Source organism: Streptomyces sp. NPDC041200 (genome assembly GCF_055591805.1).
The window spans coordinates 68,381-81,230 of sequence record NZ_JBVIZF010000003.1 but is presented as its reverse complement, the minus strand read 5'-3'; the positions used below and the strand labels follow the sequence as shown (position 1 = coordinate 81,230).

At 72.9% G+C, this 12,850-nt stretch carries 9 protein-coding genes; 5 read left to right on the top strand and 4 right to left on the bottom strand.

Annotation, left to right across the window (positions count from 1 at the left end):
- Positions 1 to 61 precede the first annotated feature (61 nt).
- The 4 genes from ACZ6CL_RS09980 to ACZ6CL_RS09965 all read right to left on the bottom strand — a co-directional run bounded on the left by ACZ6CL_RS09980 (position 62) and on the right by ACZ6CL_RS09965 (position 5,628).
- The gene (locus ACZ6CL_RS09980; RefSeq protein ID WP_468933533.1) at positions 62 to 2,491 is read right to left on the bottom strand and encodes a transglutaminase TgpA family protein; all 2,430 of its coding nucleotides are present in this window, start codon (positions 2,489 to 2,491) and stop codon (positions 62 to 64) included.
- Positions 2,488 to 3,870, bottom strand: a complete 1,383-nt coding sequence (locus ACZ6CL_RS09975) for a DUF58 domain-containing protein (protein ID WP_468933530.1) — start codon at positions 3,868 to 3,870, stop codon at positions 2,488 to 2,490. Before ACZ6CL_RS09975 ends, ACZ6CL_RS09980 begins: the two co-directional genes overlap by 4 nt.
- Positions 3,870 to 4,919, bottom strand: coding sequence for an AAA family ATPase (locus ACZ6CL_RS09970; protein ID WP_468933527.1), 1,050 nt, complete (start codon positions 4,917 to 4,919; stop codon positions 3,870 to 3,872). The genes ACZ6CL_RS09975 and ACZ6CL_RS09970 overlap by 1 nt, the downstream gene beginning before the upstream one ends.
- A 205-nt stretch (positions 4,920 to 5,124) precedes the next feature.
- Positions 5,125 to 5,628: a beta-class carbonic anhydrase gene (locus tag ACZ6CL_RS09965; protein WP_468933524.1), complete on the bottom strand. Its 504-nt coding sequence runs from the start codon at positions 5,626 to 5,628 to the stop codon at positions 5,125 to 5,127.
- Positions 5,629 to 6,038: 410 nt separating this feature from the next.
- Between ACZ6CL_RS09965 and rsmH the strand changes: the two genes are divergently transcribed.
- The 5 genes from rsmH to ACZ6CL_RS09940 all read left to right on the top strand — a co-directional run bounded on the left by rsmH (position 6,039) and on the right by ACZ6CL_RS09940 (position 12,805).
- Positions 6,039 to 6,998, top strand: a complete 960-nt coding sequence (gene rsmH, locus ACZ6CL_RS09960; protein WP_385448306.1) for a 16S rRNA (cytosine(1402)-N(4))-methyltransferase RsmH — start codon at positions 6,039 to 6,041, stop codon at positions 6,996 to 6,998.
- A complete protein-coding gene (ftsL, locus tag ACZ6CL_RS09955; RefSeq protein WP_468933519.1) occupies positions 6,995 to 7,552 on the top strand; it encodes a cell division protein FtsL in 558 nt (185 codons plus the stop codon). Before rsmH ends, ftsL begins: the two co-directional genes overlap by 4 nt.
- Positions 7,553 to 7,556: 4 nt before the next feature.
- A complete protein-coding gene (locus ACZ6CL_RS09950) occupies positions 7,557 to 9,539 on the top strand; it encodes a peptidoglycan D,D-transpeptidase FtsI family protein (protein ID WP_468933516.1) in 1,983 nt (660 codons plus the stop codon).
- A 12-nt stretch (positions 9,540 to 9,551) separates the two neighbouring features.
- Positions 9,552 to 11,315 (top strand): UDP-N-acetylmuramoyl-L-alanyl-D-glutamate--2,6-diaminopimelate ligase, encoded by a 1,764-nt coding sequence (locus ACZ6CL_RS09945; RefSeq protein ID WP_468933513.1) that lies wholly within the window; start codon positions 9,552 to 9,554, stop codon positions 11,313 to 11,315.
- A gap of 62 nt (positions 11,316 to 11,377) precedes the next feature.
- Entirely contained in the window at positions 11,378 to 12,805 is a 1,428-nt protein-coding gene (locus ACZ6CL_RS09940) for a UDP-N-acetylmuramoyl-tripeptide--D-alanyl-D-alanine ligase (RefSeq protein WP_468933511.1), read from the top strand.
- The last annotated feature ends 45 nt before the right edge of the window (positions 12,806 to 12,850 follow it).

Here is a 12,850-nt window from a genome sequence, read left to right as displayed (position 1 = left end):
CCGGGCGCCGTGGCCGGGCCGTCTCCGGCTCGGCCACGGCGCCCGGGTCAGCGCGCCCGGGTCAGCCTCGTTCGCCGCGGGGGGTGCGTAGCTGGGCTGCCCAGCGGGTCCAGCGGGGGGCTCCCCAGCGGTCCACCAGCGTGGACCAGCGGCGGGCGGCCGCCCACAGCACCTGGACCGCCGAGCGCGGGGCCAGCAGGGCCCGCAGGCGCTCCCGGCGCCCGGCGCCGGACTGGAGCGCGGCCAGGACCACCCGCACGTCATCGGCGACCCCGGCGGCGGGCCGTGGCCGCGGTGCGTACAGCACCTGCTCGACCGCCGCGGCCACCCGCTGTGCCGCCTGGTTCGCCTCGTCGTCCAGCTCGGTGAGCCGCACGATCCGGGCCACGGCCTTGCGCGAGGTCTGCGAATCGTCCGGGAGGACGCCGAAGTCCCAGGCCGAATCGACCAGTTCGTGCCAGGCCGCCAGAACGCGGTCGGCGGCGTCCTGTTCGGTGCGCCCGCCGGAGCCGTCCAGTCTGCGGGCCCGTATCCGCCGCCGCCACAGCATGGGCAGGAGCGGCACCACGAACAGCAGCACCGCCAGCGAACTCCAGCTGGTGACCGTGGTCACCGACAGGCCGTCGCCCGAGGAGCCGTCACCGGGCTGCGGGACCGCGGCGGCCTCGCAGCCGCCCTGCTTCCGCAGCTCCGGCGGGCAGCTGTCGGATGCGGACGGCGCGGCCGAGGGCTCGGAGCTGGTGCTCGGCTGGGCCGACGGCTCGTCGGGGACCTCGCCGGACGGCGTCTGCTCCATCGTGTAGTCGGGCTGGGTGCCACGGCTCGGGGTGGGCTCGAAGCGGGTCCAGCCGACCCCTTCGAAGTACAGCTCGGGCCAGGCGTGGGCGTCCTTGAGCCCGACCGACACCGAACCGTCCGCCTGCGAGGTGCCGGGGGTGAACCCGACCGCCACCCGCGCCGGTATGCCCAGCGTCCGGGCCATCGCCGCCATGGAGAACGAGAAGTGGACGCAGAAGCCCGCCTTCTGCTTCAGGAACTTCGCGATGGCGGTCGACCCGCTGCCGGACTGCACCTGGGTGTCGTACCGGAAGCCCCCGTTCACCGCGAACCAGTCCTGGAGCTTGACCGCCTTCTGGTACGCGTTCGACGCGCCCGAGGTCACCTCGCGCGCGGTCCGGGCGACCACGGGCGGCAGGGAGTCCGGCACCTCGGTGTACTCGCGCTGCAGCCGCGGGTTCGGCGGCGGGGCGGTGGCCAGCTGGTCGGCGGTCGGCTCCACCAGCAGGCTGGTGACCCGGTAGCGGGCGCCCCGGGTGGTCTGGCCGCGGTCGCCGACCAGGGTGCGGCCCTCGGGTTCGTACCGCCAGCGCCCGTCGATCTGCACCTTGTCGGCGGGGTAGGGGAGCGGCAGCCAGTTCTGCGCGTACCACTCGGCGGCCGAGATGGACGTGTCGACGGAGGTGGTCCGGACCGCGGGGCCGAGACCGGTCGGTGACGGCAGTCGGCTCGGCACATCGGTGACATGCCGCTCCGAGGACTTCCACGAGGCGCCGTCGAACTTGTCGAGCGCCACGATCCGCAGATACATGTCCTGGGTGGTCTGCGACGAGGTGCGGTACCGCAGAACTTCCCTGTTCTCCGGCTGGTTCAGGCTGTCCTGGAGCGATACCAGCGGATTCACCGCCGAGATGGTGCCGCCGCCGCTGCCCGGCCCGCCGCCGCTGCCCTGCCGGTCCAGCAGCCCGCCGTCCAGGGACGGCAGCACCGCGGGGACCGCGACCGCGATGCCCAGCGCCAGCACGCCGATCCGGTGCCCGGCCCGGACCGGGGCCGCCGCCGGGCCGCCGCCGGCCGCGGCCAGCCCCGAGGACGGCATGCCCGGCGCGCGCGGGGCGCCGCCGCTGAAGACGCGGCCCCAGGCCGAGAGCCGGTCCCGGCCCTCGGCCAGGAGCAGCAGCAGATAACCGGCCGCGGCCACCAGGAACCACACCCAGTCGCTTCCGTCGTCCGACAGGCCCGCCGCGACCGAGTACAGCGCCAGCAGCGGCAGCCCGGCGGGGGCCGCGCTGCGGTAGGTCACCGCGAGCGCGTCGACCACCAGCCCTATCAGCAGCACCCCGCCGACCAGCAGCAGCCGGATGCCGTCGGTGACCGGCGCCGGGGTCGCGTACTGCCCGACGTCACTGGTGCCCTCGCGCAGCAACAGCGCGAACTCGTTCAGGGCCTGCGGACTCGGCAGCACCCCCGCGAACGCCTGCCCGGAGGTGAAGACGACGGTGAGCAGCAGCACCATCACCACGGCTTGCGCCGCCACCGTCAGCGGACGGGCCAGTGGCACCCGGCGGGCGGCCACGCCCGCCGTGCTCTGGACCGCCAGCAGCAGGACGGCCTGCAGCAGCCAGCCCGCCGGATCCACCAGGGGCAGCAGCGCGCACGCGGCCGCGGCCGTGGCGACCGCCGCGCAGATGGCCAGCCGAACGCTCCCACTCATCCCCAGCTCCCTGTCATGCCGCCGACGCCCGGACGCCCCGCTTCGGCCCGGGGGGCGCCCTGTCCGTCGGCCTGTCGCCACAGCTCCGCCAGCGAGGCGCCCGGGGCGACCGGCAGCGCCGTCCACCCCGCCTCGCGCAGCCGCCGTAGCCGGTCCTCCAGCGTCCGCGGGTCGGCGGGCTCCATCCCCCGCGACCAGGCCGGGCCGTCCATGACGAACGCCACCGCCGCCGTGGTGCGGTGCCGCATGCGCCCGACCAGTGCCGCCTGCTCCTCGTCCAGCTCGCCGAGGAAGGCCACCAGCAGGCCCTCGCCCCCGCCGCCCAGTACGTCGTACGCGGCGGAGAGCCCGTCCTCGTCGGAGTGGTCCACCACCGCGAGGGTGTCCAGCATCAGCCCGGCCGTCTCCGCGGAGTCATGCGTGGAACCGGCGAATCCGCCGCCGCCCTCCGGACCGGGCACCGAGTGTCCGGTGTCGGTCAGCAGCCGGACCGCGTAGCCCCGCTCCAGCAGGTGCACCGAGGCCGAGGCCGCGCCGCACACCGCCCATTCGAAGGGGGAGTCGGGCCCCGCGCCCTCGTAGGCTTCGCCCCGGGTGTCCAGCAGCACCGTGCAGTGGGCGCGCTGCGGCTGCTCCTCCCGGCGCACCATCAGCTCTCCGTAGCGCGCGGTGGACCGCCAGTGCACCCGGCGCAGATCGTCGCCGTGGCGATAGCCGCGCGGGATCACATCGTCCTCACCGGCCAGGGCCAGTGAGCGGTGCCGCCCGTCCCCGTACCCCGCGGCCTCGCCGGTCAGCCGCACCGCGGGCAGCGGCTCGACCCGGGGCACCACGGTGAGCGTGTCGTACGCGCTGAAGGCGCGGGTCAGCTCGCACATCCCGAACGGGTCGTTGAGCCGCAGCTGCAGCGGGCCCAGCGGATAGCGGCCGCGCAGATCGGAGCGGACCCGGTAGGACACCTCGCGGCGGCCGCCCGGCTCCACCCGGTCCAGGACGAAGCGGGGGCGCGGCCCCAGCACATACGGCACCCGGTCCTGGAGCATGAGCAGCCCGGTGGGCAGCCGCGAGACGTTGTCCATCCGCAGGTGCACCCGGGCCTCGGAGCCCGACGGGACCCGCGCGGGCGCGAGCCGCCGGCTGCCCGCCACCCGGTACCGGGTGCGGTAGACCACGGCCACACACACCAGGGGCAGCGCCGCCAGCAGCAGCCCCACCCGCAGCAGATCGGCCTGGCCCAGCACATAGCTGCACACCGCGGCGGCGACCCCGGCGGCCAGGAAGGAGCGGCCGCGGGTGGTCAGCCCGCCGAGCGCCGCCCGGAGCGTGCCCCGGTCCTCCCCGCCTCCGGCGCTCCCGGGGCCCGTCCCCCCTGTGGTCATCACAGCCTCCGGGCGCCCGGCTGCTGCCCGTAGTCGACCGGGGGCATGGAGGGCACCGGGGGCACCGGTCCGCCGGTCCGCTGCGACGAGGTCGGCAGCGGGGTGCGCTGCAGGATGTCCGCGACGACCTGCTCGGAGGTACGCCGGTTCAGCTGGGCCTGGGCGGTCGGCAGCAGCCGGTGGGCCAGCACCGGGACGGCGAGCGACTGCACATCGTCGGGAAGGGCGAAGTCCCGCCCGGCCAGCGCGGCCGCCGCCTTGGCGGCCCGCAGCAGGTGCAGCGTGGCCCGGGGCGAGGCGCCGAGCCGCAGATCGGGGTGGTTACGGGTGGCGGACACCAGATCCACCGCATACCGCCGGATGGCCTCGGCGACGTGCACCGAGCGCACCGCCTCGACCAGCTTGACGATCTCGTGGGCGTGGGCGACCGGCCGCAGGTCGTCCAGCGGGGAGACCCCGCCGTGCACGTCCAGCATCTCCAGCTCCGCCTGCGGGCTGGGATACCCGATGGAGACGCGCGCCATGAAGCGGTCGCGCTGGGCCTCGGGCAGCGGGTACGTGCCCTCCATCTCGACCGGGTTCTGGGTGGCCACCACCATGAAGGGGCTGGGCAGTTCGTAGCTCTCCCCGTCGATGGTGACCTGGCGCTCTTCCATCGATTCAAGAAGCGCGGACTGCGTCTTGGGGGAGGCGCGGTTGATCTCGTCCCCGATGACGATCTGGGCGAAGATCGCACCCGGTTTGAACTCGAATTCCTTGCGCTGCTGGTCGTAGATGCTCACCCCGGTGATGTCCGACGGCAACAGGTCGGGGGTGAACTGAATACGGCGCACCGAGCAGTCGATGGACCGCGCGAGCGCCTTGGCGAGCATGGTCTTGCCCACGCCCGGAACATCCTCGATCAGCAGATGCCCCTCGGCGAGCAGTACGGTCAGCGAAAGCCGTACGACCTCGGGCTTGCCCTCGATCACACCCTCCACCGACCGGCGGACCCGCTCCGCTGTGGTGGTCAGATCGCTGAGGCTCGCTCGTTCGTCATAGGTCGTCACCCGGCCCTCCTCGGCCCGTTCTCAGGGCCGACTGTCCCCAAGGGGACGGAGCGGCCCACCGCAAACGCTGCCATCGGTCCCCCGCGGGGTTGCGGGGGACGATGTCATCTACGCATTCTTGCGGTCTTCGCCGTCTCGCGTCACTCGGCTGTGGATAACCCGGGGTTATTTGTCACGCTTGTACGAGTACGAGGCGAAAATCTCCTCAGCTGCGGGGCTCGACTTCACGGAGCAGACCGGTCGTCACATCGAAGACGAAGCCCCGGACGTCGTCGCGGTGGAGCAGGAACGGCGAGGTGCGCACCCGCTCCATCGACTGGCGCACATCGGCGTCCAGGTCCTTGAAGGCCTCGACCGCCCACGACGGCCGCTGGCCCACTTCCTCCTCCAGTTCGTGCCGGAAGTCCTCGGTGAGGTTCAGCAGGCCGCAGCCGGTGTGGTGGATCAGCACGACGCTGCGGGTGCCCAGCGCGCGCTGGCTGATGGTCAGGGAGCGGATGATGTCGTCGGTGACCACGCCGCCCGCGTTGCGGATGGTGTGGCAGTCGCCCAGTTCCAGGCCGAGCGCCTCATGCAGATCGAGACGTGCGTCCATGCAGGCGACGATGGCGACGTGCTGCACGGGGCGCGCGTCCATGCCGGGGTCGGTGAACTTGTCGGCGTACTCACGATTGGCCTCGACCAGACGGTCGGTGACAGATATCGACATGGCTATGACCCTAAGCCCACCAGGGGATTTTGTCTTTTCTTTAGGTTACGCAAACGAGGGCATCGGGTGCTCCGAAGGGGTGATTGTGAGCCACTCCACACCCCCTGTGCGCCCTTCCGTCGCACGCTCGGCCGAGCCGTTCCACTCCCGTGGCGGGACGCGCTGGCCGGTTGGTTGACCGAAGGGACGAGTGGACTAAAGTGGCGCGAAGTGGGAGGCGTGACGCTCCCCTTGGATCCCCGAAATTTTCGCGTGAGCGCGGTGCGTACGTACCCCTCGGCCTCCTCCCGCTCCGGTCGCCTGACGTCACTTCCCCGGCGCCAGTCGGCCGCTTCCCCTTCAGAGCGGGTGGGGACCCGGCGGTGCGTACCCGCCACGCCCGACCCTCAGAAGGGCGCACGAGCAGCGCAATGAGCAGCAACGCTCTCCACGTTCCCGTCATGCTTCAGCGCTGCCTGGACATGCTGGCCCCCGCCCTCGCCGAACCCGGCGCGGTGGTGGTCGACTGCACGCTCGGCCTCGGGGGGCACAGCGAGGCGCTGCTGCGCAGCTTCCCCGCGGCCCGGCTCATCGGCCTCGACCGCGACCCGGACGCGCTCCGGCTGGCCGGTGAGCGGCTGGCCCCCTACGGCGACCGGGCGACCCTGGTGCACGCCGTCTACGACGAGCTGCCCGAGGTCCTGGACCGGCTCGGGGTGCCGCGCGTCCAGGGCGTCCTGTTCGACCTCGGTGTCTCCTCCATGCAGCTGGACGAGGCCGGGCGCGGCTTCGCGTACGCGCAGGACGCCCCGCTGGACATGCGGATGGACCAGACGGCGGGCATCAGCGCCGCCGAGGTGCTGAACACCTACCCGCCCGGCGACCTGGTGCGCATCCTGCGGACGTACGGCGAGGAGAAGTTCGCCAAGAAGATCGTGGACGCGGTGGTCCGGGAGCGGGCCAAGGAGCCGTTCAGCAACAGCGCCCGGCTCGTCGAGCTGATCCGCGAGGCGCTGCCGCAGGCGGCCAAGCGCACCGGCGGCAACCCCGCCAAACGCACCTTCCAGGCGCTGCGCATCGAGGTCAACGGCGAGCTGTCGGTCCTGGAGCGGGCCGTTCCGGCGGCCGTGGCGGCGCTCGCGGTGGGCGGGCGGATCGCCGTGCTGTCGTACCACTCGCTGGAGGACCGGCTCGTCAAGCAGGTGCTGGCGGCGGGCGCCGCCAACACCGCGCCGCGCGGCCTGCCGGTCGTCCCGGAGCGCTATCAGCCCCGGCTCAAGCTGCTCACCCGCGGCGCCGAGCTGCCCACCGAGGAGGAGATCGCCGAGAACCGCCGCGCCGCCCCGGCCCGCTTCCGGGGAGCGGAGCGCATCCGGGAGGACGCCCTGTGAGCGCGGCCGGGGGGAAGCTGGCCGGGGGGAAGCTGGCCGGGGCGAGGGGCGCGGCGCCGGGGGCGGCCACCGCCAGGCGTGCGCCGTTCGTGCTGCTCGTCGTCGTCCTGCTCGGCTCCGGCCTGATCGCGCTGCTGCTGTTGAACTCCGCCCTCAACCAGGGGTCGTTCGAGCTGAGCAAGCTGGAGAAGCAGACCGACGAGCTGAGCGACGAACGCCAGTCGCTCCAGCAGGAAGTCGACCAGCTCTCCGCCCCCGGCGCGCTGGAGCAGCGCGCCCGGGAGCTGGGCATGGTGCCCGGCGGCAGCCCCGCCTTCCTCAACCCGGACGGCACGGTGGCCGGGGTGCCCGCCCCGGCCACCGGGCAGCCCTCGGTGGCGCACGCCCCCGGCCCGCTGCCCCCGCTGGTGCTCGACCCCACCCCGGCGCCTGCCCCGTCGGTCTCCGCCGAGGCGTCCGCCCCGGCTCCGCCCCCGGCCGCAGTGCCGTCGGCGAGCCCCCTGACCTCGGCGTCCGGCACCGGCGCCGCGACCACCCCGGCCTCTGGCAGGTGACACGGTGACGCGACCCCAGGACCCCCGCCGACGGGTGCCCGGCCCGGCGGCTCCGCGCGGCGACCGCGACCGCCGCCCGCGCCAGGGGGTGCAGCGCCGCCCCTCGGAGCGCGGCCCGCGCCCCGGCGCGCAGCGCGGCGGGCGCCCCGGGAACGCGCCGGGACAGATCCGGCTGGGCAACCCGCGCCCCCGGCTGCGGCTGATCAGCCTCGGCCTCACGCTCGTCATGCTGGCCTTCGTCGTACGGCTGCTCCAGGTGCAGGCCGTGGACGCGTCCGCGTACGCCGCCAAGGCCAACGTCAACCGCTACATCCCGGTGAAGCTGTCCGCCGAGCGCGGCTCCATCACCGACCGCGACGGCGTCAACCTGGCCACCACCGTGGACGCGTACGACATCACGGCCGCCCCCGATCTGCTCACCCCGCGCAACGCCAAGATCAAGGACGCGCCCAAGCAGGCGGCCGCCCTCCTCGCGCCGATCCTCGGCAAGAACGAGGCGGACCTGGAGAAGAAGCTCACCGACAACCCGAAGTCGCAGTACGCCGTGCTGGCCCGGCAGCAGACCCCGCAGGTCTGGAACCAGATCAAGGACCTGAAGAACAACCTGGACGACGCCGCGGCCAAGGGCAAGGGCACCAACGTCCTCGCCGGCGTCAACCGGGAGTCGCACAGCAAGCGGGTCTACCCGAGCGGTGACCTCGCCGCCGGGATCCTGGGCTTCGTGGGCGCCGACGGGCGAGGTGCCGCGGGGGTCGAGCAAATGCTGAACAAGAAGCTCGCGGGCAAGGACGGCAAGCGCGTCTACGCCCAGTCCGGCGGTCATCAGGTGCCCACCGGGGACGTCAGCGAACAGCCCGCGGTGCCCGGCAGCGACGTCGAGCTGACGATCGACCGCGACATCCAGTGGGCCGCCCAGAGCGCCATCTCCGACCAGGTGGAGAAGTCGGGTGCCGACCGCGGCTACGTCGTCGTCCAGGACACCCGCACCGGACAGCTGCTGGCCATGGCCAACGCCCCCGGCTTCGACCCCAACGACATCTCCAAAGCGGACGGCGACGCCCTCGGCAACGCCGCGATCTCCGACGCGTACGAACCGGGCAGCGTCAGCAAGCTGATGTCCATGGCCGCCGTACTGCAGCAGGGCGCCGCCCGCTGGGACACCCAGGTGCAGGTCCCCAACCGGCTGCCGCGCGCGGGCCGGGCCTTCGCCGACGACATCGACCACCCCACCTGGTACCTGACGCTCAACGGGGTGCTCGCCAAGTCCAGCAACATCGGCACCATCCTCGCCACCGAGCAGCTGGGCAAGACCGAGAAGCAGAAGAACCGGATTCTCTACTCCTACTTGCGCAAGTTCGGCATCGGACAGCCCACCGGGCTCGGCCTCCCCGGCGAGACCCCCGGCATCCTGGCCAAGCCGAAGGACTGGAGCGCCTCGCAGGGGTACACCATCCCCTTCGGGCAGGGCCTGTCGCTCAACGCCGTCCAGGCGGCCTCCGTCTACTCCACCGTCGCCAACGGCGGTCAGCGCATCGCCCCCAGCCTGGTGCGCGGCACCAGGGGCCCCGGCGGCGACTTCACCCCCGGGCCCGCGCCCGAGAAGAACCGGGTGGTGAGCCCGAAGACCGCGAAGACGCTCGCCGAGATGCTCGAATCGGTCGTGGACAACCAGGAGGGCACCGGCACCAAGGCGAAGATCCCCGGCTATCTGGTCGCGGGCAAGACCGGCACCTCCAACCGCGTGGACCCGAAAACCGGCCAATACCACGGCTACACCGCTTCCTTCGCCGGTTTCGCGCCAGCCGACAAACCGCGCCTCACGGTCTACTGCGCGGTGCAGAATCCGACCAAGGGCAGCTATTTCGGCGGCCAGGTCTGCGGTCCGGTCTACAAGAAGGTCATGGAGTTCGCGCTCAAGTCGCTGCAGGTCCCGCCGACCGGCAAGCAGTCCAAGCGGCTCCCCGTCAGCTACAGCCCGGGCCAGTGAGCGGGTCCAGCCGTGACGACGATCACGCCGGAGCCCGGGAATCAGGGGCCGCTGCGCCGCTGCTCAGGGGCCGGATTTCGCGACGGAGCGGGTGGGCCGGGTACGCTCACCGCCGTGCCCCAAGCTGATCAGTCTCAAACCCCTCAGAAGGACGTTTCTGTGGAATACCCGGGAGCGCCCCGCCCCCTCCAGGTCCGCCCCGTACCGCTCGCGGAGCTGGCGGACCAGCTGGGTGTCGATGCCTCCGGCGTCCCGGCGGAGGCCGCGGTCACCGGGATCACCCATGACTCGCGCGCCGTGCGCCCGGGCGATGTATACGCCGCGCTGTCCGGCGCCCGGCTGCACGGCGCGGACTTCGCCGCCCAGGCCGCCGACCTCGGCGCGGCCGCCGTGCTGACCGACCCGGACGGCGCCGAGCGCGCCGCCGCCACCGGGCTGCCGGTCCTGGTCGTGGACAACCCGCGCGGCCGGATGGGGGCGCTGGCCGCCACGATCTACGACGAGCCGGGTCACAGCCTGCTGCAGATCGGCATCACCGGCACCTCCGGCAAGACCACCACCGCCTATCTCGTCGAGGGCGGCCTCAGGGCCGCCGCGGCGAAGGCCGGCGGCGGTCCCACGGGGCTCATCGGCACCGTCGAGATGCGCATCGGCGACGAGCGCATCAAGTCCGAGCGCACCACCCCCGAGGCCACCGATCTGCAGGCGCTGTTCGCGGTGATGCGCGAACGCGACGTCCACTCGGTCGTCATGGAGGTCTCCAGCCACGCCCTGGTCCTCGGCCGCGTCGACGGCTGCGTCTTCGACGTGGCGGTCTTCAACAACCTCTCCCCGGAGCACATGGAGTTCCACTCGGGGATGGAGGACTACTTCCAGGCCAAGGCCCAGCTGTTCACCAAGGCCCGCAGCCGGGCCGGAGTGATCAACTACGACGACGAGTACGGCCGTCGGCTCATCGAGCAGTCCGAGGTCCCGGTCACCACCTTCTCCGCCGAGGGCCACCCCGACGCCCACTGGCGCGCCGCGGACGTCGAGGTCGGCCCGCTCGGCTCGACCTTCACCGCGATCGGCCCGAACGGCGAGACCGTACGCGCCGAGGCCCCCATCGCGGGCCCGTTCAACGTCGCCAACGCGCTCGCCGCCCTCGTCGCGCTCGCCGTCGCCGGGATCGACCCGCAGACGGCCGCGGACGGCATCGCCGCCGTCCCCGGCGTCCCCGGGCGGCTGGAGCGCGTCGACGTGGGCCAGCCGTACCTCGCGGTGGTCGACTACGCCCACAAGACCGACGCCGTGGAGTCGGTGCTGCGCGCTCTGCGCAAGGTCACCGACGGCAAGCTGCACGCCGTCCTCGGCTGCGGCGGCGACCGCGACCGGCTCAAGCGCGGACCGATGGGTTCCGCGGTGGCCCGGTTCGCCGACACGGCCGTGCTGACGTCGGACAACCCCCGCTCCGAGGACCCGCTCGCGATCCTCGCCGCGATGCTCGCGGGCGCCGCCGAGGTGCCCGCGCACGAACGCGGCGACGTCCTGGTCGAGGAGGAGCGGGGGAAAGCCATCGCCGCCGCCGTCGCCCGCGCGGAACCCGGCGACACCGTGATCGTCGCGGGCAAGGGCCATGAGCAGGGCCAGGAGATCGCCGGGGTGGTTCGCGCCTTCGACGACCGCCAGGTCCTGCGGGAAGCCATCGAGCAAAGCGAGCGAGCCAAGGGGCGCGGTACGCGGCACCCCGAGGCGAGCGAGCCGCACGGGCACACACCTCAAGACAACCAGGGATGACAGACCGCCATGCGCGCACCAGCCCCCTCCAGGCAGCTCTCCCGCACGGCCGGAGGTGATCAGTGATCCCACTGTCCCTCACCGAGATCACCGGCCTCGTCGGTGGGCAGCCGCACGACATACCGGACCCTGACCTGAAGGTCACAGGACCCGTCGTGATCGACTCCCGCGAGGTGCGGCCCGGGAGCCTGTTCGCCGCGCTCCCCGGGGAGCGCGTGGACGGCCACGACTACGCGCGCGGCGCCGTCGAGGCGGGCGCGGTGGCGATCCTGGCCACCCGCCCGGTCTCCACACCGGACGCCCAGGTTCCGGCGATCGTCGTCCCCGACGTCGTCGCCGCCATGGGCGCGCTCGCCCGCGCCGTCGTCGAGCGGCTGGGCACGACCGTGGTCGCGCTCACCGGCTCCGCGGGCAAGACCAGCACCAAGGACCTCATCGCCCAGCTGCTCCAGCGGCACGGCCCGACCGTGTGGACGCACGGCTCGTTCAACAACGAGATCGGGCTGCCCCTGACCGCGCTGCGCGCCGACGAGTCGACCCAGCACCTGGTGCTGGAGATGGGCGCCCGAGGCAAGGGCCACATCCGTTATCTGACGGACCTCACCCCGCCCCGCATCGGGCTCGTCCTCAACGTCGGCACCGCGCACATCGGCGAGTTCGGCGGCCGGGAGCAGATCGCCGAGGCCAAGGGCGAACTGGTCGAGGCGCTGCCCGCCGCCGAGGACGGCGGGGTGGCGGTGCTCAACGCCGACGACCCCCTGGTGCGCGCCATGGCGTCCCGTACGAAGGCCCGCACCCTCCTGTTCGGCGAGTTTGAGGGCGCCGACGTACGTGCCTCGAATGTCCGGCTTGCCGACGGTGGCCGCCCCGCCTTCACGCTTCACACCCCTACCGGGTGCGGTGACGTGACCATGCGCCTGTACGGTGAGCACCACGTGTCGAACGCGCTCGCCGCGGCCGCCGTCGCCCATGAGACGGGCATGTCCGTCGACGAGATCGCCGTGGCGCTCTCCGAAGCGGGGCAGCTCTCCCGCTGGCGGATGGAGGTCACCGAGCGCTCGGACGGCGTGACGGTTGTCAACGACGCCTACAACGCGAACCCCGAGTCCATGCGAGCCGCGCTGCGCGCGCTGGCCGCGATGGGCGCCGCAACACCGGGGCGTCGCACGTGGGCGGTGCTGGGCCCGATGGCCGAGCTGGGCGACGAGTCGCTGGCCGAGCACGACGCGGTCGGACGGCTGGCCGTCCGGCTCAACGTCAGCAAGCTCGTGGCGGTCGGCGGCCGGGAGGCCGCGTGGCTGGACATGGGCGCCAAGAACGAGGGTTCGTGGGGTGAGGAGTCGGTGCACGTGTCCGACGTGCGGGCAGCGGTCGATCTGCTGCGGAGCGAGCTGCGACCGGGGGATGTCGTGTTGGTAAAGGCATCCAGGTCGGTCGGCCTGGAGGCACTCGCGCAGGCGTTGCTCGAGGGTGAGGTCACCGGCCGATGAGCATGGGGCAGCTCCTCCTCGCCGATGGCCTCGCCGCGGGAGAAG